A 19,375-nucleotide genomic window follows, 5' to 3' on the forward strand; every position below is an offset into this window, starting at 1 on the left:
CACTATGCCTTCTGCAAGCTGACCCTGAAAGCACCGGGCCCTGATGGCCCGGACCGACACCCGGTGGTGAGCCAGATGGTGCTCTGGACAAGCCCCAAGCGGGGGAGCGATCTCAGGCGGGGCAGGGTGAGGAGCGCGGCGCTGGCGGCAGCCGCGGTCCTGCTGGTCGCTCCGGCCGCCGTGGCATGCGGTGACGACAGCGGCGGTGGCGGCGACAGCGATCCGCCCAAGCCGTCCGCCGAGACGTCGACCCCGGACACGCCTTCGGAGGACGCCCCCTCGGAGGACGCTCCTTCGGAGGACGCGAGCGCGCCCGCGGATCCGGCGGCGGCCGAGAAAGAGGTCAAGGAGAACTTCGAGAAGTTCTTCGATCCCGCCGTCTCCATGAAGGAGAAGGAGGCCGTCCTCGAGGACGGGCCGAAGATGCGCGCCGTCCTGAAGAGCTTCAGCGGCGACGAGCGCGGCAAGCAGGTCAGCGCCGACGTGAACAAGGTCGAGTTCAGCTCGGCGACCGAGGCGGACGTGACGTACGCCCTGACCCTGAAGGGTGCCACCGCGCTGCCCGACGCCTCGGGCACCTCCGTCAACCAGGACGACACCTGGAAGGTGTCCGTCAAGACTCTCTGCGCCCTGGTGAAGCTGAGCGGCAATGAGTCGCCCGGTCCGGGCTGTTGAGGCCCTTGCCGTAGCCGCGCTGCTCGTGGCGGTGGCGGGGTGCGGCAGCCGGCTCCCCGAGAGCGACTTCGAGGGCGGGAGCCGGGCGCCCGCCCCGTCGGGGGCGCCGATCCGGGTCGGCGTCATCACCAGCGCGACCAGCCCGGTCGGCGGCTCCGCGTTCACCGGGCCCCGGGACGGGGCCAAGGCGTACTTCGAGCGCCTGAACGCCCGGGGCGGCATCGAGGGGCGCAAGGTCGAGGTGCGTACGTGCGACGACGGCGGCAGCGGTGTCGGCAACAGTGAATGCGTGGACAAGCTGGTCGACGAGGAGCGCGTCGTCGCGCTCGTCGCGACCAGTTCGCTGGACTACGCCGGGGCCTCCCGGGTCTCCCGCGCACGGGTGCCCGACGTCGGGGGCCAGCCGATCGGGTCCGCGTACGACACCTATCCGCATCTGTACGGGATCTACGGCAGCGTCGCCCCGCGGAACGGGAAGCCGGGCTGGGACGGCAAGCTGATCGGCGGGACCGAGGTCTACCGCTACTTCAAGCGGGAGCAGGGGGCACGCACCGCCGGCGTCGTCTCCTACAACCAGGCCGCGTCCGCCGCGTACGCCCGACTCGTCGCCCGGGGCCTGAAGGCCGAGGGGTACGAGGTGGTCACCGAGCAGGTCGACTTCGCGCTGCCCAACTTCCGCGCGGCGGCGGCCGACCTGAAGGAGCAGGGCGTCGACCTCGTCTTCGACGCGATGGACACCCATGGCAACGCCCAGCTGTGCGAGGCGATGGACGAGGTGGGGGCGGAGGTCACCGCCAAGGTCACCAACGTGCAGAACTGGACCTCGTCGGTGGCCGAGGACTACAAGGACGCACCGCGCTGCCGCAACGCCCTGTGGGCCACCGGCGCGAGCCGCAACTACGAGGACACCGGTCAGCCGGCCGTCCGCGAGTTCCGCGACGCCATGAAGGGGCACAAGGACCTCTCCCAGTGGCAGCTGGAGGGCTGGGCAGCCGCCATGTGGTTCACGGACGCGGCGACGTCGTGCCGGGGTGATGTCACGCGCGCATGCGTCGACCGCTTTATGAACCGGGGCAAGTCGTACACCGCGCGGGGGCTGCTGCTTCCGGTGACGTACGAGGAGCGGGCCGATCCGCCCGAGACCCGTATGACCTGTGTGTCGGTGGCCCGCTGGAAGGACAGTGAGGGCTGGGTCACACAGGGAGACATGAACGACAACTGCTTCGACGTGCCGCAGCTCTCCTACCAGCCATGATGCGTGTACCTAGCAGGAAAGTTCCCGGAACCGGATACCAATGGCACAACCGTTCAGGAACAAGATGATGATGGAGCCCAACCCTGAGGCCGTAATCCCCGTCTAACCCTGCGGTAGGCGGACGAGAAGGACTGTCCGCGGGGAAGCGTGGGATACGGGGACGCATGCACATCTCTTTCCTGATTCACAACGCGTACGGAATCGGCGGGACGATCCGGACGACGTACAACTTGGCGAACACACTCGCCGAGCACCACGACGTCGAGATCGTCTCCGTCTTCCGGCACCGTGACGAACCCGTCTTCTCGCCCGACTCCCGCGTCGGGCTCCGTCACCTTGTCGACATGCGCAAGGAAAGCCCCGGCTACGAGGGGGAGACCCCCGAGGCCCTGCGGCCCGCCCGCACGTTCCCCGGCGCGGAAGGCCGCTACGACCAGTACAGCGCCCTGACCGACCGGCGCATCGCCGCGCACCTCTCCTCGCTCGACTCCGACGTGGTGGTCGGCACGCGGCCGGGCCTGAACGTGCACATCGCCCGCGAGGCGGCGCGCGGCCCGCTGCGGGTCGGCCAGGAGCACCTCACGCTCGACAGCCACTCCAAGGAACTGCGCCGACAGCTGCGCAGCGTCTACCCCCGCCTCGACGTCCTGACCACGACGACCGAGGCCGACGCCCGCGCCTATCGCCGCATGATGCGCCTGCCCGGAGTCCACGTCCAGGCCGTGCCCAACCCCGTGCCCGCGCCCGGCATAGAGCCCGCCGACGGCAACCAGAAGTGGGTCGTCGCGGCAGGGCGGCTCGCCCCCGTCAAGCGGTACGACCTGCTGATACGGGCCTTCGACCAGGTGCGCGCCGAGCGCCCCGACTGGCGGCTTCGGATATACGGCGGCGGCAAGCAGAAGGACAAGCTGCGCGCCCTGATCGACGAACTCGGCCTCTACAACCACGTCTTCCTGATGGGCCCCGCCCACCCCATCGAGCCCGAGTGGGCCAAGGGCTCCATCGCGGCCGTCACCTCCAGCCTGGAGTCCTTCGGCATGACGATCGTCGAGGCGATGCGCTGCGGTCTGCCCGTGGTGGCCACCGACTGCCCGCACGGTCCCGGCGAGATCATCGACAACGGTGTCGACGGGCGCCTGGTCGAGGTCGGCAACCCCGACGCGATCGCGGGCGGACTGCTCGAACTGATCAACAACGACACACTGCGCCGACGGATGGCGGGCGCCGCGCTCCACGACTCCGAGCGCTTCGACCCGGCCCGCATCGCCGAGCGCTACGACGCGATGTTCACCGGGATGCTGGCCCGCGGCAGCTCCTTCGGCGGCCGGATGCGCGGCTCACTGCACCGCACCCGCGGCGCGCTGCTCGGCGGCGCGTACGCGCTGCGGGACATCGGACACGGGGTACCGACCAGCGGCATACAGACGAAGGGATCCACCGCATGACGGCCTTGGCCACCTCGGACGCCTCATCGCCCTGCGACGCCGGTGTCGATCACGACGTCGCCGCCGCACCGCGCGCGGACTGCATAGCCGACTCCGCCGGCGGCCTCACCTTCGACGTCACCGACCCCGGCGGCAAGGGCGCGGCCTACCTTCTGCTGCGCCGCCGCGACGCCGCGTCCGCCGACGAGGACGTACGCCTGCCGCTGTCCCCGGCGGCCGACGGCAGGCTGCGGGCCGCACTGCCCAGCAGCGTCCAGCTGGCCGAGGGGCGCTGGAACGCCTACGCGGAGGTCGGCGGCGGCACCCCGCGCCGCCTCGCGCCCGGCGTCAACGACCTGCGCTCGCTGGTCGACCGCGCCCCCAGCGGGGCCCGCGGCCACATCGCCGTCCGCATCCCGTACGCGACCAAGCAGGGCAACCTCTCCGTACGCAGCTGGCTGCGCGCCCCGCACGCGGAGATCGGCGAGCTGCGGATCTCCGGCCCCGCGGTGACCGCCCAGGGCCGCGTCTACGGCACCGTGCTGACCGGCGCCGCCTACGCCGAGGCGTCCCGCCGTGCCGAGCCCGACCGCGTCGAGCGCTCCGAACTGACCGCGGACGGAGTGGAGTTCAGCTTCGGCCTGCACTGCGACGTGCTCGCCGACAGCGGCCCGGGACCCTGGGACCTCTGGCTGCGCCCGGCGGGGGAGAGCGGGCCGCGCATCCGGCTCGCGAGGCTCCTGGACGACGTGCCGGACAAGAAGCAGATCTTCACCTACCCGGTGGTGCGGCTCGACACCGCGGCGCACGGACCGCTCGACGCGGGGCCGTACTACACGAACGACAACGACCTCTCGGTGCGGATCCGCGAGGCGGACGCGATCGACGGCTGACCTCGTCGAGAGGCTGAATGCCATCGGTGGCCGACGCCGTCGCGGACCGTGGCTGTCCGCGACGCCGGGCACAATCGGCCCCATGCTGGAGACCTCCGCACGACTGCTCCGCCTGCTCTCGCTGCTGCAGGCCCACCGCGACTGGTCGGGCGCCGACCTCGCCGACCGGCTCGGCGTCACCCCGCGCACCGTGCGGCGTGACGTGGACCGGCTGCGCGAGCTCGGCTACCCCGTCAACGCGAGCCCCGGCACGGGCGGCGGCTACCAGCTGGGCGCGGGCGCGGAGCTGCCGCCGCTGCTCCTGGACGACGACGAGGCGGTCGCGGTGGCCGTCGGCCTGCGCACCGCCGCCGGGCAGGGCATCGAGGGCATCGGTGAGACCTCCGTACGCGCCCTGGCCAAGCTGGAGCAGGTCCTGCCGAGCAGGCTGCGGCGCCGGGTCGGCGCGCTCACCGCGTTCACCGTGCCGATGCTCAGGACCCCGCAGCGGCAGGCCGTCGACCCCTCGGTCCTGACCGAACTCGCCCACGCCTGCCGGGACTCCGAGCGGCTGCGCTTCGACTACCGCGACCACCAGGGCAGTTCGACCCGCCGCACGGTCGAACCGCACCGCATCGTCTGCACCGAGCGCCGCTGGTACCTGGTCGCCTGGGACGTCGAGCGCGAGGACTGGCGCACCTTCCGCGCGGACCGCATCACCCCGAGGCCGCCGCACGGCCCCCGCTTCGGTCCGCGCGCCGCGCCCGCCGAGGACCTGGCCGCGTACGTCGCCAGGGGCGTCTCCACGCGCGCGTACGCCGCCCAGGCGGTGTTCCGGCTCCTGGTGCCCCTGGAGGAGGCGGCCCAGCGGGTCTCCCCGTCCGACGGCACGCTGGAGGCCGAGACCGAGAGCAGCTGCCTGTTGCGCACGGGTGCCACGAGCCTGGACGTCCTGGTGATCCACGTGCTGATGATGGGCTTCGAGTTCGAGGTCGTCGAACCGGCCGGCCTCACCGAGCGGCTCAGCTCGGCGAGGGGCCTCCTGAGCCGGGCCCTGGACCGGGGTGCTCGGTCTGCGGGTCCGGGTACTGCGCCTGGGGCGGATGGAACGCCGCGAACTCCGGATGGTGCAGATCGAAGGCCGGGGACTCCGAGCGGATCCGGGGCAGCGTGACGAAGTTGTGGCGCGGCGCCGGGCAGGCGGTGGCCCACTCCAGGGAGCGGCCGAAGCCCCAGGGGTCGTCGAGGTCGACCTTCTTGCCGTACTTGGCGGTCTTCCAGACGTTGTAGAGGAACGGCAGCGTGGAGAGGCCGAGCAGGAACGCGCCGATGGACGAGACGGTGTTGAGCGCCGTGAAGCCGTCCGCCGCCAGATAGTCCGCGTAACGCCGGGGCATGCCCTCCGCGCCCAGCCAGTGCTGGACGAGGAACGTCACGTGGAAGCCGACGAAGAGCGTCCAGAAGTGGATCTTGCCGAGCCTCTCGTCGAGCATCTTCCCGGTGAGCTTCGGCCACCAGAAGTAGAAGCCGCCGAAGGTCGCGAAGACGACGGTGCCGAACACCACGTAGTGGAAGTGCGCGACGACGAAGTACGAGTCGGTGACGTGGAAGTCCAGCGGTGGCGAGGCCAGGATGACGCCGGTGAGCCCGCCGAACAGGAAGCTCACCAGGAAGCCGACGGCCCACAGCATCGGTGTCTCGAACGACAGCGAGCCCTTGAGCATCGTCCCCGTCCAGTTGAAGAACTTCACGCCCGTGGGGACCGCGATGAGGAAGGACATGAAGGAGAAGAAGGGCAGGAGCACCGCGCCCGTCGCGAACATGTGGTGCGCCCACACGACGACCGAGAGCCCGGTGATGGCCATCGTCGCGCCGATCAGGGGCAGATAGCCGAAGATCGGCTTCCTGCTGAACACCGGGATGATCTCGGAGATGATCCCGAAGAACGGCAGCGCGATGATGTAGACCTCCGGATGCCCGAAGAACCAGAAGAGGTGCTGCCACAGCAGCGCGCCTCCGTTCTCCGAGGCGAAGACCATGGAGTGGAAGCGCCGGTCGGCCTCCAGGACGAGCAGCGCGGCGGCGAGCACGGGGAACGCGAGCAGGACCAGGATCGAGGTGAACAGGACGTTCCAGGTGAAGACGGGCATCCGGAACATCGTCATCCCCGGTGCCCGCATCCCGATGATGGTCGTCAGGAAGTTCACCGAGCCCAGGATCGTGCCGAACCCGGAGAGCGCGAGCCCCATGATCCACAGGTCGGCGCCGATCCCCGGCGACCGCTCCAGGCTGTTGAGCGGCGCGTAGGCGAACCAGCCGAACGCGGCGGGGCCGCCGGGCACCAGGAACGAGCCGAGCACCATCAGGCCGCCGAAGAGGAACAGCCAGTACGACAGCATGTTGAGCCGCGGGAAGGCGACGTCGGGCGCGCCGATCTGCAGCGGCATGATCTCGTTGGCGAAGCCGGCGAAGGTCGGCGTCGCGAAGAGCAGCAGCATGATCGTGCCGTGCATGGTGAACATCTGGTTGAACTCGTCGTTCGTCATCAGCTGCAAGCCGGGACGGGCGAGTTCGGCCCGCATCATCAGGGCCATCAGGCCCGCGGCGAGGAAGAACACGAAGGACGTGATCAGGTACAGGTGGCCGATCTTCTTGTGGTCGGTGGTGGTCAGCCAGTCCACGAGGACCCGGCCCGAACTCTTGTGCCGGACCGGTGGTGCGGCCTCGGTCGCGGTCTCAGTCCCCATCGCTCGCCCCTTCGCCGTCGCGCCGCTGGGCCTGCCTGAAGCACCCGCCATGATGCTCGCGTCCCACCCGGCTCCGACAGGGGGCGTACGAGACCGCTGTGCTGGAACCTTGAATTCCCTATGCGGCGTCACATCCCCCGGAGCGTCCGGGATTCGGGAATTGGGTGGGGTGTGTAAAGGCGCCTCGTCCACTTTTCGGCCGTGCTAATACGGTCGTTTCTGGGCGCGGTGGGGAACCCCGCGGGAAATCCGGGAATCACGTCGGAACAACTCCGGAACCGCCCGTACGTGTGACGGAGTTAAGGCGAAACGCCGGTCGTGATGCTGTGACAAAAGCGTGACCGGAGGGGGACCGGTGACGCATGGTGTCCGGCTACGGCCTTCCCCGGCCGGGCCGCGCCGCCTAACGTGGCGGCCATGGCACCTATTCCGACCCCTCCCGCCCAACCCCAGGAACCCCAGGACAGCATCGACGCCTACGTGGGCCTCGCGGCCGACGGCGCCGAGCAGCAGGCCCGCGAGCGCGGCTGGTCCACGGTCAGGTCGTTGCCGCCGGGCGCGATCATCACCATGGAGTACCTCGCGGGGCGGCTCAACTTCGAGGTCAAGGAAGGCGTCGTGATCCGCTGCTGGAAGGGCTGACCGCGCCCCCGGCGACCCACGACGACCCGTGACGGCGTGCGGCGAGGCAGCACGCGGCACGGCGAAAGGCCCCGGTTCCTGGACGGAACCGGGGCCTTCGCGATGCGGGGGATGGGTTGTGCGTACCGACCCCCGCTGTCCGGGGCTAGCCGCCCGCCACCGGGCGGGGCGACGTGGCGGCGCGTGAGGCGCGCTCGGAGTGCGGCGGGCGGCGGCTGCCCGCCGGGGTGACCGGGCTGCGCTCGGAGCGCGGTGTGTGCGGGCCCGGCGCGAGGTAGGCCGGGGCGCGGGAGGGGCGTGAGGCGCCGACCGGCTCGCGGACCTGGGGCTCGTCGGCCGGTGCGGCTGCGGGCCGTGGCAGCGTCGCCGGGACCGGGGCGACCGGGGCCGGGAGGCCGGCGCCGGCGCGGCGCTCGCGCCAGAGGTCCCGCAGGCTGAAGATCCAGCCCTCGACCCGGGTGAGCAGCGGCTCCACCCAGGGCAGCGCGAGCAGGACGAGCAGACCCGCGGCCCAGCCGAGGAAGACGTCGCTCAGCCAGTGCGTGCCCAGGTACACGGTGGTCAGGCCGACGCTGAGGGAGACCACCGCCGAGAGCGCCGAGAGATAGCGGCGGGTGCGCGGGGTGGAGGCCATGTAGGCCAGGATTCCCCAGGTCACCACGGCGTTGGCGGTGTGACCGGAGGGGAATATATCGCCGCCGAGCCACATCTCGTTGGCGCCGATCGTGGTGGCGTAGTGCGGGCCGAGGCGGCCCATGCCGATCTTGGCGGCGCCGACCGTGACGTTCAGGAGCAGCAGGGCCGCGCCGAACGTCAGGAGCGGGCGGATCGTGTGCTGACGCCAGGAGCGCCAGCCCAGCCAGGCCGCGACCATCACCGCGGTCGGACCGCGCTGGCCGAGGACCACCCAGTAGTCGAGGAAGGCGTGGATCTCGGGCCACTGCTGGTAGGGCCGGAAGAACATGACCTGCCAGTCGAACCGCACCAGCCACGAGGTGGCAAGGACGGCGACCACGATGGCGAGGTAGAAGGCGAGGGTCGCGCTGAAGAGCACGATCCGGTGCCTGCTCATCCTCGGCACATCGAGGCCGGCCGGTCGTTCCGGCTCACGGTCAAGACGGGCGAAGACCCGGTCCAGACGGGTGAGGTTTCGTTCGGTACGCACCCAATCGACGTTACAGCGAGTGAGTGCACGACTAGGCCGAATCAGTGGCTTTGTGATGACGATGTGATGTGGCATTGATCTCAGGCGGGGGTTTATTCCGGCGGCCCCGCTATTCCGCGACGAGCCCCTTACTGAATTGGTTGATCATTAGTGCGACCGTTTTATGGCGCTTATGAATTCGTTCACCGGGGTCTGGTGTGGAATTTGCCCGGCGCTCACCGCGGGACCCGGAAATGATCATGGCGGACCCGAGCCGTTCAGCCAGAACGCCCCGTACACCGCGCTCGCCGCCGCCACACCCCCCAGGACCAGCGCCGACCTGGACGTACGCAGCCCGGCGAGCCCCACCGCGAGGGGCAGGAGCAGCGGGAAGGCGGGCAGCAGGAGGCGCGGCTTCGAGCCGAAATAGCCCGCCGCGCACAGGGCGAGCGCCACGACGATCCCGCAGTAGACGAGCAGCGGCAGCGGCTGCCTCTGCCGTACGCCGATGACGTACAGCCAGACCACCAGGGCGACCCCGACGATCAGGCCGACGCCCGCGAGGGCCGCGGGGAAGGCGGTGAACTTGTCGCCGACGAAGCGGGCGAAGGCGTAGCCGAAGTCGAAGCCGTTGCCCCACCCGGCCTGGACGTCGAGATAGCCGAGGAGGCCGTCCCCGGTGCGGTGGCCGACCCACAGGACATAGCCCGCGGCGCCGAGCGGTGCCAGGAGCACGCCGAGGACCATGCGCCGGTCGGCGCCGCGCTCCCGGCGCACCTGGACCGCCGCCGTCACCCACAGTGCCGCGACGACCGCGGCGCCCACGGGACGGGTCAGGCCCGCGAAGGAGGCCAGCACGCCCGCCCACACCCAGCGTCCGGTGAGCACCGCGTACAGCGACCAGGCCGCGAGCGCCGTGAAGAGCGACTCGCTGTACGCCATCGACTGCACGATCCCCACGGGCAGGACCGCCCAGAGGGCGACCGCGCAGATCCCGGCACGTCGCCCGTAGAGGTGATCGGCGATCGCGAAGATCCCCGCGGCGGCGCAGAGCGAGGCGAGCCAGCTCACCACCAGTCCTGCGTCGGCGTACGACAAGGGGGTGATCGCCGAGACGAGGCGTTCCAGCCAGGGCAGCAGCGGGAAGAACGCGAGGTTCGAGTGGACGCTGCCGTCCGGGAGCGTCACCTCCCAGCCGTAGCCGTGCTCGGCGACGCGGGTGTACCAGAGCGAGTCCCAGCGGGCGGTGAGCAGCGTGTGCGGGCTCTTGCCCGCCGCCGCGCTCCAGGCCGCGAGCACCGCGACCCCCAGGGCGCGCACCCCGGCGTAGGCGAGGAGCGCGGGCGCCGCGCGGTGCAGGGCGGCGCCCGCACGGGCTCCGTACGAGGGCGGCGGGCGTTGATCCAGGTCGGTCACGGGGTCGATTATCGGCGTCGGCGGGAACCGGCCCCCCGCCCGGGGGCGTGGTCCATGGGTGGGCGGCGTGGCGTACGCCACACCCTCTCCGCTCAACCATGAGAGGTCCGCCACGCGCCACAGCCGTGAACTCGCGTACTCTGACGGCTCACTCGCCTTTCGCCGCCGCCAGCTGGGAGATCACGTCCCGCGGGGCCGCCGATGCGAGGGACCACTGGGAGGTATCGCACATGTCGGGTTCAACCACGGCCACCGCTCCTTCCGGCCGTCGGGTACCCGGGTCGCAGGGTGGCGCCAACCGCTGGCTGGTGCTCGTCGTTCTCTGTGTAAGCCTGTTGCTCGTCGCCGTCGACGCCACCGTTCTGCACGTCGCGGTGCCCGCCGTCACGGAAGACCTCAAGCCCGGCGGCATCGAGCTGCTGTGGATCGTGGACGTCTATCCACTGGTCTGCGCCTCGCTGCTCATCCTCTTCGGCACCCTCGGTGACCGGGTCGGCCGCAGACGCGTGCTGCTGCTCGGTTACGCCCTCTTCGGCGTGGCCTCGGCCGTGGCGGCCATGGCCGACAACGCCCAGGTCCTGATCGCGGCCCGCGCCCTGCTCGGCGTCGGCGGCGCGATGATCATGCCCGCGACCCTCTCGATCCTCCGCCAGGTCTTCCCCGACCGGCGTGAGCGCGCCGTCGCCATCGGCGTGTGGAGCGCGGTGGCCGGAATCGGCGCGGCGGGCGGACCGCTGCTCGGCGGCTTCCTCCTGGAGCACTTCTGGTGGGGCTCGGTCTTCCTGATAAACATCCCGCTGATGCTGGTCAGCCTGCCCATCGGGCGGCTGCTCCTTCCCGAGTCGACGGGTGACCGCGACGGCCCGTGGGACGTGGTCGGCGCGCTGATGGCCGCGGGCGGCCTCTTCGGCCTCGTGTTCGCGGTGAAGCGGGCCGGTGGCGGAGAGTCGCCGTTCGGCATGACGACCCTCCTCTCCTTCTTCATCGGCGGGGCCCTCCTGATCGGCTTCGTCCGCAGGCAGCGGCGGCGCAAGCACCCGCTCATCGATCTGTCGATGTTCGCGCGGCCCGCGTTCAGCACCTCGCTGGGCTGCATCGTGCTCGCGATGCTCGCCCTGGTGGGCCTCGAACTGGTCGCCGCGCAGTATCTCCAGCTGGTGCTCGGCCTCTCCCCGCTGGAGACCGGCATGCGGCTCGTGCCGCTCACCGTCGCCGCGATGGTGGCAGGCCTCGCCGGATCGAAGTTCCTGCACCGCTTCGGCCCGCGGGTGATGGTCGCCTCCGGCTTCACCCTGACCGCGGTGGCCGTGGTGGTGCTCACCGGGATGGGCGACCAGCTCAACGACCCGTTGATGATCACCAGCTTCGTGCTGCTCGGCCTCGGTCTGCAGACCACCCTCTTCGGCTCGTACGAGTCGATGCTCAGCGAGGCGCCGCAGTCGCAGGCGGGCGGCGCCGCCGCGATCGGCGAGACCTCCTACCAGCTGGGCGCGGGCATCGGCATCGCGCTGCTGGGCAGCGTCATGAACGCGGCGTACGCGCCGGGCCTCTCGTCCGTGCGGGGCGTTCCCGCCAAGGAGAGCGCCGCCGCAAGCCACTCGCTGGGCGAGGCGTACGAAGTCGCTTCCGGCCTCGGTGGCGCTGCGGGCGCGGCGTTGCGCAGCGCCGCGCGGGAGTCCTTCGTGCACGGGCTGCACGTGACCTTGCTGGTCAGCGCGGGGCTGCTGCTGCTCGGCGCGCTGATGGCGCTGAAGCTGCCGCGGACCATGGAATGCGGGGCGCCCGCGGCGCTGCCTGAGCAGGGGGCTTGCGAGCAGGGGGTACCGGCACCCCGTGGCGAGGCCGGAGTTCCCGCGGAGTCCGTCCGCTGACGTGATTCCGGCCTTCGGCCGGGGAATTCTCCCACCCGCCCGCCCTTGTTCCTGCGCGACCCCGCGTCGTAACGTCAGCGCGAGCCGTAGTAACTACCACTGCTAGTTTTTGCGCCGCCGGAGGCCCGAGATGTCCGCACGCAGCCGTACGCCCCTGCCGCCCTTCGACCCCACCGACCCCCTCGGCATCGACGACCTCCTGGAGCCGGAGGACCTCGCGATCCGCGAGACCGTCCGCGGCTGGGCCGCCGACCGCGTCCTGCCGCACATCGCCGACTGGTACGAGAAGGGCGAGCTGCCCGGCATCCGCGATCTCGCCCGCGAGCTCGGCTCGATCGGCGCGCTCGGCATGTCCCTGGAGGGCTACGGCTGCGCCGGCGCCAGCTCCGTCCAGTACGGCCTGGCCTGTCTGGAGCTGGAGGCCGCCGACTCCGGCATCCGCTCGCTCGTCTCCGTGCAGGGCTCCCTGGCCATGTACGCCATCCACCGCTTCGGCTCCGAGGAGCAGAAGCAGCGCTGGCTGCCCGGCATGGCCGCGGGCGAGATCATCGGTTGCTTCGGCCTGACCGAGCCCGACCACGGCTCCGACCCGGCCTCCATGCGCACCTTCGCGAAGAAGGACGGCACCGACTGGGTGCTCACCGGACGCAAGATGTGGATCACCAATGGTTCGGTGGCCGGTGTCGCCGTGGTCTGGGCGCACACCGACGACGGGATCAGGGGCTTCGTCGTCCCCACCGAAACGCCCGGCTTCTCGGCCCCCGAGATCAAGCACAAGTGGTCGCTGCGCGCGAGCGTCACCAGCGAGCTGGTCCTCGACGAGGTGCGGCTGCCGGCCGACGCGGTGCTTCCCGAGGTCACCGGGCTCAAGGGCCCCCTGAGCTGTCTCTCCCACGCGCGCTACGGCATCGTCTGGGGAGCCATGGGCGCCGCCCGCTCCTCCTTCGAGGCCGCCGTCGAGTACTCCAAGACCCGCGAGCAGTTCGGCAGGCCCATCGGCGGCTTCCAGCTCACCCAGGCCAAGCTCGCCGACATGGCGGTCGAGCTGCACAAGGGCATCCTGCTCGCCCACCACCTCGGCCGGCGCCTCGACGCGGGCAGGCTCCGCCCCGAACAGGTCAGCTTCGGCAAGCTCAACAACGTACGAGAAGCGATCGAGATCTGCCGCACGTCCCGGACGATCCTGGGCGCGAACGGGATCTCGCTTGAGTACCCCGTGATGCGGCACGCCACGAACCTCGAGTCGGTGCTCACCTATGAGGGCACCGTCGAGATGCATCAACTCGTGTTGGGCAAGGCGCTCACCGGCCTCGACGCCTTCCGGTGAGCGGCCTCGCCCGCTAGCTCTGGTTGAAGAAGCCGTCCGACGGACGGCTCGTGGCCTCCCCGTTGACAATCTGCGTGTTGGCGGGGGTGAGCAGGAAGACCCGCGTCGCCACGCGCTCGATGGAGCCACGCAGACCGAAGGTCAGGCCCGCCGCGAAGTCCACGACGCGCTTGGCGTCGCCGGGCTCCATCGACGTGAGGTTGATGATGACCGGGACACCGTCCCGGAAGAGCTCGCCGATGCCGCGCGCGTCCCGGAAGCTGTCCGGGGTCACGGTCCCGATGCGGCGCCCTTCCTCCTCGGCGGCCTCGGCCACCACCCGCACCCGCGGGTCGGTCACCCAGGCATCGCCGGGCCCCTCGGCTCCGTCGTCGTCGTAGCCGTCGTAGTAACGCTCGTCATTGTTGTTGTCGTCGACGAGGCCAAGCCAGGCACTCGCCTTGCGTACCGATCCCATGGACGCCTCCTCTCACAGCGGGCTTTCTGCGTTCCGCATCCCCATGTTCGTCCATGATGCGGATAGTGCGCCAAGTGGATAGTCGCCGCGCGGGGTTTTCGTGACGGTACTGGTGCAGAGTCAACACGGTGTTTCACGTGGTTCTCCAAGGGTCCTGCTGTGTACGGCTGCTGACAGTGAGTGAAATATGATTCTTCACGGCGTATGGGTGACGACCGGTGCGTCCGGGTGAACGGACCCCTCGATACGATGCCCCAGTTGATCGAAAACAGGCTCACGGGGGAGTCGCATGTTCGGAATCGTCAGGCCCTGCACCCATCGTCTGGGCGAGGGGCTGAAGGCGCAGTGGATGGCGCACCTGTGCGGCCTCTGCCTCGCGCTGCGCGGTGATCACGGGCAGTTCGCCCGGGTCGTGACCAACTACGACGGCCTGATCATCTCGGTTCTGACGGAGGCTCAGGCCGCCAAGTCGCCCGGCCGGCGGCGCACCGCGGGGCCCTGTCCGCTGCGCGGCATGCGCACCGCGTCCGTCGCGCAGGGCGAGGGGGCGCGGCTCGCCGCCGCCGTCTCGCTGGTGCTCGCGTCGGCGAAGGTGCGCGACCACGTGGTCGACGGGGACGGCTTCTTGGCGCGCAGGCCGGTGGCGGCCGCCGCCCGGAAGGTCGCACGGAGCTGGGACCGGGCGGGCGCGCGCACCGGCGCCGATGTGGGCTTCGACACGGCGGTCCTGCTCGACGCCGTCGAACGGCAGGTCGGCATCGAGGGCTTGGCGGGCCCCGGCACGCCCCTGCTCGCGGTCACCGAGCCGACCGAGACCGCGACCGCCGCGGCCTTCGCGCACACCGCCGTCATCGCGGGCAGGCCCGGCAACGCCGAGCCGCTCGCCGAGGCCGGGCGGCTTTTCGGCAGGCTCGCGCATCTCCTGGATGCCGTGGAGGACAAGGAAGCTGACGCCGCGTCGGGTGCCTGGAACCCGCTGACGGCCACGGGCACCGGCCTCGCCGAGGCCCGGCGCCTGGCCGACGACGCGCTGCACGGCATCCGCCTCGCGCTGCGCGAGGTCGAATTCACCGACGGCAAGCTCGCTCACATGCTGCTCGCGCACGAGCTGGGGCGCTCGGTGGACCGCGCCTTCGGTACCGACGCCTGCGGGCACACCCACGAGGTGACGGCTCATCAGGGCGGCACCTTCGGACCGCCCCCGGAGCAGGGCGGGCCGTACGGACCTCCCTCCAGCGGTCCGTACGGCCCGCAGTCCCCGTACGGAGGTGGCAATCCGTACGGAGGCGGGGTGCCCGGCGGTCCCGGTGGGCCTGGGGGCGGCGGGCCCGGGTTCGAGCCGCAGCCGCCGCCGAAGCCGGGCAAGCGGGGGTTCTGGGCGGGGTGCGCGGTCGCCATCGGGCTCTGCTGCACCTGCAAGCTGTGCTGCGCCGATTCGTACGAGGGCCCCTGGTCCCGCAAGAAGCGCGAGGGCTGCTGCAACAACTGCGGCGACAGCGGGTGCTGCGGCTGTTGCGAGTGCTGCCAGTGCTGCGACTGCGGGCTCTAGGGTCCGCCCTGAGCGTCCGTCAGTCCTTGATCTCCGGGGGTGAGATCCGGGACTCGTCGATCGCCGAGTCCCGGGTGCCCCACTTCTTCAGGATGCGGTCGTACGTCCCGTCCTCGATCAGGTGGTTCACCGCCGCCCGGAAGGCGGGCGCCAGCTTCGTGCCCTTCTTGAAGGCGAAGCCGACGTCGAGACGGTGGTACTCGCCGAGGAACTTCAGGCCCTCCTGGTGGTCGACCGCGTAGCGCAGACCGTTGATGGTCGACATCACCACATCGGTGCGGCCCTGCTGGAGCGAGCCCCAGATCGCGCCCTGCTCGGCGTACGTCTTGACGCTGTACGGCTTCTTGCCCGCGTCCTCGCACACGTGCTTGTTGTCCTCCAGGGTGACCTCGAAGGTGGTGCCCGCGCCGGTCGCCACGTTCAGGCCGCACAGCTGCCGGAAGTCGGTGACCTTCTTCAGCTCGCTGTCCTCGCGGACGGCGAAGCCCTGGCCGTCGTTGATGTACGTGACGAAGTCGATGGTCTTGCGCCGCTCCTCGGTCACGCCGAAGTTTCCGGTGCCCAGGTCGTACTTACCGCTGTCCAGCGCCGGCAGGATCGCCTCGAAGCTCGCCGCCTCGCGCTTCAGCTTCAGGCCCAGCGCCTTGGCGACGGCTTCCGCGAAGTCGGCGTCCTGGCCGACGATCGTCTTCCCGTCCTCCAGATAGGTGTTGCCGGGTGGGCTGCCGCCGACGGCGGTCGCGAGAGCGAGGGTGCCCCGCTCGCGTACGTCCGCCGGCAGGAGTTCGGCTGCCGCCGCGTTCTTCTCGACGGAGGAGACCACGTCCTGGGTGGGGATCTTGTCGCTCTTGCCCGCGGGCGCCGCGCCGCCCGTGGTGTCGGCGGAGCCGCCGGAGCCGCAGGCGGTGAGCGTCAGGGTGGCGGCGGTGATCAGGGCGAAGGCCGCCGGGATGCGACGGGAGTGCGACACGCTGCGGGAGTGCGGGGCGCGGCGGGAATGCGGGTACGTGCTCATGGCGTGACGTTCTCCATCAGGCAGCAGGGCAGGGCGAAGCGGACGTACGAGGGAGGGGTGCCGTCGCGCAGAGCGGTGCGATGGCGGAGTACGCGTGTGAAGGCGAGGTCAACGGCGCGCGGGCGCACGGGAGATGCAAGGCGGGAGAGACCCGGGAGAAGAAGGGCTCAACGCGCAGGGGGGCGGCTCAGAGAGTCGTCGAACACGACGCCGACCACACTCGACCGAAGTCGATGTGGGAGCGCGTGACCAGCCACTGCTGCGGATGCATGGGGCAAGTGGAGCAGGCATCCGTTTCCGCGTCAACTGCCGTGAGACGTAACGCTCATATCCTGGACAGCCTTGACAGCGGGCCGAAAGCGCCCCGTACTCTCAAGGCGGATCGTTGCTGAGGGGCTCGGTCCGTGTGAAGGCACCACCCGTATCCACGGAGCCTTCGCCATGTCTTCCGACACGCTCGCCAAAGCCGCACCCGCCCCTCCCCAGGACCCGCCCCCCGATGTCCCGCGCATCGTGCCGCAGCGCCGCGCCGGGCAGTGGGTGGCCGCCGCGGCGGTCCTGGCTCTCCTCGCCATCGCCGTCAACTCCGTCGTCCGCAACGACGCGTTCCAGTGGGACGTGGTCGGCGACTACTTCACCTCCGCGTCCGTGCTGCGCGGCCTGTGGCTCACGCTCTGGCTGACCGCCGTCGTCATGGTGCTCGGCTTCGCGCTCGGCGCGGTGCTCGCCCTGGGGCGGCTCTCGTCCAACCCCGTGCTGCGCGCGGTCAGTTGGGGCTACGTCTGGCTCTTCAGGTCGATGCCGATCCTGGTGCAGCTGCTGTTCTGGTTCAACATCGGGGCGCTGTACCCGTACCTCTTCGGCGTGAAGACGGTGAACCTCCTCGGGCCCATCACCATCGCCGTCATCGGGCTCACCCTGCACGAGGCCGCGTACGCCGCCGAGGTGGTGCGCGGCGGCATCCTCTCCGTCGACCGCGGGCAGATCGAGGCCGCGCAGGCGCTCGGCCTCAGCCGGTGGCGCAGATGGCGGCGGATCGTCCTGCCGCAGGCCATGCGCTCCATCGTGCCGCCCGCCGGGAACATGCTGATCGGCACGCTCAAGGGCACGTCGATCGTCAGCGTGATCGCGGTGCAGGACCTCCTCTACTCCGTGCAGCTCGTCTACCACCGCACCTACCAGGTCATCCCGCTGCTCCTGGTCGCCACCATCTGGTATGTCGTGATCACCTCGCTGCTCAGTGTCGGCCAGTACTACGTGGAGCGGCACTACGCGCGCGGTTCGGAGCGCACCCGATGAGCGTGACGGAGCGCAAGCCGGCCAGTGACATCGCCAAGGACGACTTCGGCGCGCTGAAGGTCGTCCCGGTGCGCCATCCCTGGCGCTGGGCCGCCGTCGTCGCGACGGCCGTCCTCGTGGCCCAGTTCGCGCACGGCCTGGCCACCAACTCCGGCTGGGAATGGGAGGTGTTCGCCGAGTTCTTCACCGCCGACGTGATCCTCAAGGCGGTCTGGGTCACCCTCCAGCTCACCTTCTACGGCACGGCGCTCGGCTTCGCGCTCGGTGTCGTGATCGCCTTCATGCGGCTCTCGGCGAGCCCCTTCCTGCGGGCGGTCGCCTTCGCCTACATCTGGGCGTTCCGCTCGATCCCGCTCATCGTGCAGCTGCTGTTCTGGTTCAATCTCGCCTATCTCTACAAGGAGTTGCAGTTCGGCATCCCGTTCGGGCCCGGCTTCCTCACCTTCGACACGATGGGGCTCGTCGGCGCGATGAGCGCGGCGGTCCTCGGGCTCGCCCTGCACCAGGCCGCGTACGCCGCCGAGATCGTGCGCGCGGGCGTACTGAGCGTCGACAGCGGCCAGTTGGAGGCCGCGGCGGCGCTCGGCATCCCCCGGCTGCGGCAGATCCGCCGCATCGTCCTGCCGCAGGCGATGCGCTCGATCCTGCCCAACGCGGCCAACGAGATCATCTCCCTCTTCAAGGGCACATCGATCGTCTCCGTGATGGCGATCGGCGAGCTCTTCTACCAGGTGCAGGTCATCTACGGCCGCAACGGCCGCGTCGTGCCGCTCCTGATGGTCGCCACCGCCTGGTACGTCCTGCTCACCAGCGCCCTCTCCGTCCTCCAGCACTACGTCGAACGTCACTTCTCTAAGGGGGCATCGCGATGAGCGCGATGGTCGAACTCCGCGCCGTACACAAGTCCTTCGGACCCCTGGAGGTCCTGCGGGGCCTTGATCTGGAGGTGCGCAAGGGCGAGGTCACCGTCATCCTCGGGCCCTCCGGGTCCGGCAAGTCCACGCTCCTGCGTGCCATCAACCACCTGGAGAAGGTGGACAAGGGCTGGATCAGCGTCGACGGCGCGCTCGTCGGCTACCGGCGCTCCGGCGACAAGCTGTACGAGCTGCGCGAACGCGAGGTGCTCAAGCAGCGCACCCAGATCGGCTTCGTCTTCCAGAACTTCCATCTCTTCCCGCACCTGACCGTCCTGGAGAACGTCGTCGAGGCGCCCATCTCGGCCCTCAAGCGCCCGCGCAAGGAAGCCGTCGCCCAGGCCGGGGCCCTGCTCGCCCGGGTCGGGCTCGCCGACAAGGCGGACGCCTACCCCAAGCAGCTCTCCGGCGGTCAGCAGCAGCGCGTGGCCATCGCCCGCGCGCTCGCCCTGGAGCCGAAGCTGCTGCTCTTCGACGAGCCGACGTCGGCGCTCGACCCCGAGCTGGTCGGTGAAGTCCTCGACGTCATCAAGGACTTGGCGAGCCAGGGCACCACGATGATCGTCGTCACCCATGAGATCGGCTTCGCGCGCGAGGTGGCCGACACGGTCGTCTTCATGGACGAGGGGCTCATCGTCGAGCAGGGCGCGCCCGGCGACGTACTCGACCGGCCGCGGCACGACCGCACCCGCGCGTTCCTCTCCAAGGTCCTCTAGCCCTCTCTCATCCCGTCCCGACCATTCCCGTCCGTTCCCGTCCGTTCCCGTC

Annotated in this window: 16 protein-coding genes and 1 pseudogene; 12 read left to right on the top strand and 5 right to left on the bottom strand. The window is 70.4% G+C overall.

Annotated elements, in window-relative coordinates:
- The first annotated feature begins 75 nt into the window (after positions 1-75).
- From ACZ6ZP_RS28965 to ACZ6ZP_RS28985, 5 genes are all read left to right on the top strand, one after another.
- A complete protein-coding gene (locus ACZ6ZP_RS28965; RefSeq protein ID WP_383817981.1) occupies positions 76-675 on the top strand; it encodes an MTB12 C-terminal domain-containing protein in 600 nt (199 codons plus the stop codon).
- Positions 650-1,930 carry an ABC transporter substrate-binding protein gene (locus tag ACZ6ZP_RS28970; protein WP_351171281.1) on the top strand — a complete coding sequence of 427 codons (1,281 nt, stop codon included), beginning with the start codon at positions 650-652 and terminating at the stop codon, positions 1,928-1,930. The genes ACZ6ZP_RS28965 and ACZ6ZP_RS28970 overlap by 26 nt, the downstream gene beginning before the upstream one ends.
- Positions 1,931-2,094: 164 nt before the next feature.
- Positions 2,095-3,375, top strand: a complete 1,281-nt coding sequence (locus ACZ6ZP_RS28975; RefSeq protein ID WP_361469906.1) for a glycosyltransferase family 4 protein — start codon at positions 2,095-2,097, stop codon at positions 3,373-3,375.
- Positions 3,372-4,247: a hypothetical protein gene (locus ACZ6ZP_RS28980; RefSeq protein ID WP_351171287.1), complete on the top strand. Its 876-nt coding sequence runs from the start codon at positions 3,372-3,374 to the stop codon at positions 4,245-4,247. The genes ACZ6ZP_RS28975 and ACZ6ZP_RS28980 overlap by 4 nt, the downstream gene beginning before the upstream one ends.
- 82 nt (positions 4,248-4,329) lie before the next feature.
- Positions 4,330-5,400, top strand: coding sequence for a helix-turn-helix transcriptional regulator (locus ACZ6ZP_RS28985; RefSeq protein ID WP_351171289.1), 1,071 nt, complete (start codon positions 4,330-4,332; stop codon positions 5,398-5,400).
- 1 nt (position 5,401) lies between these two features.
- On the opposite strand, the pseudogene ctaD reads toward ACZ6ZP_RS28985, so the two are convergent.
- Positions 5,402-7,024 (bottom strand): annotated as a pseudogene (ctaD, locus tag ACZ6ZP_RS28990) (aa3-type cytochrome oxidase subunit I); the annotation flags it as partial.
- A gap of 366 nt (positions 7,025-7,390) precedes the next feature.
- Between ctaD and ACZ6ZP_RS28995 the strand changes: the two are divergent.
- The gene (locus ACZ6ZP_RS28995; protein WP_361469908.1) at positions 7,391-7,615 is read left to right on the top strand and encodes an I78 family peptidase inhibitor; all 225 of its coding nucleotides are present in this window, start codon (positions 7,391-7,393) and stop codon (positions 7,613-7,615) included.
- A gap of 145 nt (positions 7,616-7,760) precedes the next feature.
- On the opposite strand, the gene ACZ6ZP_RS29000 is transcribed toward ACZ6ZP_RS28995, so the two are convergent.
- Together ACZ6ZP_RS29000 and ACZ6ZP_RS29005 are read right to left on the bottom strand one after the other, a co-directional pair.
- The gene (locus tag ACZ6ZP_RS29000) at positions 7,761-8,780 is read right to left on the bottom strand and encodes a phosphatase PAP2 family protein (protein WP_351171293.1); all 1,020 of its coding nucleotides are present in this window, start codon (positions 8,778-8,780) and stop codon (positions 7,761-7,763) included.
- 237 nt (positions 8,781-9,017) lie between these two features.
- Positions 9,018-10,175 (bottom strand): glycosyltransferase family 39 protein, encoded by a 1,158-nt coding sequence (locus ACZ6ZP_RS29005; RefSeq protein ID WP_469408924.1) that lies wholly within the window; start codon positions 10,173-10,175, stop codon positions 9,018-9,020.
- 230 nt (positions 10,176-10,405) lie between these two features.
- Between ACZ6ZP_RS29005 and ACZ6ZP_RS29010 the strand changes: the two genes are divergently transcribed.
- Together ACZ6ZP_RS29010 and ACZ6ZP_RS29015 are read left to right on the top strand one after the other, a co-directional pair.
- Positions 10,406-12,046, top strand: coding sequence for an MFS transporter (locus tag ACZ6ZP_RS29010; RefSeq protein ID WP_361469913.1), 1,641 nt, complete (start codon positions 10,406-10,408; stop codon positions 12,044-12,046).
- 130 nt (positions 12,047-12,176) lie between these two features.
- On the top strand, positions 12,177-13,373 hold the full coding sequence (locus ACZ6ZP_RS29015; protein ID WP_351171300.1) for an acyl-CoA dehydrogenase family protein: 1,197 nt from the start codon (positions 12,177-12,179) through the stop codon (positions 13,371-13,373).
- 13 nt (positions 13,374-13,386) lie between these two features.
- Here ACZ6ZP_RS29015 and ACZ6ZP_RS29020 read toward each other — a convergent pair whose 3' ends face one another.
- On the bottom strand, positions 13,387-13,830 hold the full coding sequence (locus tag ACZ6ZP_RS29020; protein WP_249590824.1) for a cell division protein SepF: 444 nt from the start codon (positions 13,828-13,830) through the stop codon (positions 13,387-13,389).
- Positions 13,831-14,119: 289 nt separating this feature from the next.
- Here ACZ6ZP_RS29020 and ACZ6ZP_RS29025 point away from each other — a divergent pair, with 289 nt between their 5' ends.
- On the top strand, positions 14,120-15,379 hold the full coding sequence (locus ACZ6ZP_RS29025; RefSeq protein WP_351171303.1) for a DUF5685 family protein: 1,260 nt from the start codon (positions 14,120-14,122) through the stop codon (positions 15,377-15,379).
- Between the two features lie 19 nt (positions 15,380-15,398).
- Here ACZ6ZP_RS29025 and ACZ6ZP_RS29030 read toward each other — a convergent pair whose 3' ends face one another.
- Positions 15,399-16,394: an ABC transporter substrate-binding protein gene (locus ACZ6ZP_RS29030; RefSeq protein ID WP_361469917.1), complete on the bottom strand. Its 996-nt coding sequence runs from the start codon at positions 16,392-16,394 to the stop codon at positions 15,399-15,401.
- Between the two features lie 441 nt (positions 16,395-16,835).
- Between ACZ6ZP_RS29030 and ACZ6ZP_RS29035 the strand changes: the two genes are divergently transcribed.
- From ACZ6ZP_RS29035 to ACZ6ZP_RS29045, 3 genes are read left to right on the top strand one after another with little or no spacing between them, the layout of a single operon-like run.
- Entirely contained in the window at positions 16,836-17,693 is an 858-nt protein-coding gene (locus tag ACZ6ZP_RS29035; RefSeq protein ID WP_366464626.1) for an amino acid ABC transporter permease, read from the top strand.
- Entirely contained in the window at positions 17,690-18,565 is an 876-nt protein-coding gene (locus ACZ6ZP_RS29040) for an amino acid ABC transporter permease (protein ID WP_351171312.1), read from the top strand. Before ACZ6ZP_RS29035 ends, ACZ6ZP_RS29040 begins: the two co-directional genes overlap by 4 nt.
- On the top strand, positions 18,562-19,323 hold the full coding sequence (locus tag ACZ6ZP_RS29045; RefSeq protein ID WP_351171315.1) for an amino acid ABC transporter ATP-binding protein: 762 nt from the start codon (positions 18,562-18,564) through the stop codon (positions 19,321-19,323). Before ACZ6ZP_RS29040 ends, ACZ6ZP_RS29045 begins: the two co-directional genes overlap by 4 nt.
- Positions 19,324-19,375: the final 52 nt, after the last annotated feature.

The organism is Streptomyces sp. NPDC054047 (assembly GCF_055585065.1).

What these genes read in the sequence shown, in the direction of transcription:
- ACZ6ZP_RS28965 (WP_383817981.1), top strand. Translation starts at nt 76, where the DNA reads ATGGTGCTCTGGACAAGCCCCAAGCGGGGGAGCGATCTCAGGCGGGGC.
- ACZ6ZP_RS28970 (WP_351171281.1), top strand. Translation starts at nt 650, where the DNA reads ATGAGTCGCCCGGTCCGGGCTGTTGAGGCCCTTGCCGTAGCCGCGCTG.
- ACZ6ZP_RS28975 (WP_361469906.1), top strand. Translation starts at nt 2,095, where the DNA reads ATGCACATCTCTTTCCTGATTCACAACGCGTACGGAATCGGCGGGACG.
- ACZ6ZP_RS28980 (WP_351171287.1), top strand. Translation starts at nt 3,372, where the DNA reads ATGACGGCCTTGGCCACCTCGGACGCCTCATCGCCCTGCGACGCCGGT.
- ACZ6ZP_RS28985 (WP_351171289.1), top strand. Translation starts at nt 4,330, where the DNA reads ATGCTGGAGACCTCCGCACGACTGCTCCGCCTGCTCTCGCTGCTGCAG.
- ACZ6ZP_RS28995 (WP_361469908.1), top strand. Translation starts at nt 7,391, where the DNA reads ATGGCACCTATTCCGACCCCTCCCGCCCAACCCCAGGAACCCCAGGAC.
- ACZ6ZP_RS29010 (WP_361469913.1), top strand. Translation starts at nt 10,406, where the DNA reads ATGTCGGGTTCAACCACGGCCACCGCTCCTTCCGGCCGTCGGGTACCC.
- ACZ6ZP_RS29015 (WP_351171300.1), top strand. Translation starts at nt 12,177, where the DNA reads ATGTCCGCACGCAGCCGTACGCCCCTGCCGCCCTTCGACCCCACCGAC.
- ACZ6ZP_RS29020 (WP_249590824.1), bottom strand. Translation starts at nt 13,830, where the DNA reads ATGGGATCGGTACGCAAGGCGAGTGCCTGGCTTGGCCTCGTCGACGAC.
- ACZ6ZP_RS29025 (WP_351171303.1), top strand. Translation starts at nt 14,120, where the DNA reads ATGTTCGGAATCGTCAGGCCCTGCACCCATCGTCTGGGCGAGGGGCTG.
- ACZ6ZP_RS29030 (WP_361469917.1), bottom strand. Translation starts at nt 16,394, where the DNA reads ATGAGCACGTACCCGCATTCCCGCCGCGCCCCGCACTCCCGCAGCGTG.
- ACZ6ZP_RS29035 (WP_366464626.1), top strand. Translation starts at nt 16,836, where the DNA reads ATGTCTTCCGACACGCTCGCCAAAGCCGCACCCGCCCCTCCCCAGGAC.
- ACZ6ZP_RS29040 (WP_351171312.1), top strand. Translation starts at nt 17,690, where the DNA reads ATGAGCGTGACGGAGCGCAAGCCGGCCAGTGACATCGCCAAGGACGAC.
- ACZ6ZP_RS29045 (WP_351171315.1), top strand. Translation starts at nt 18,562, where the DNA reads ATGAGCGCGATGGTCGAACTCCGCGCCGTACACAAGTCCTTCGGACCC.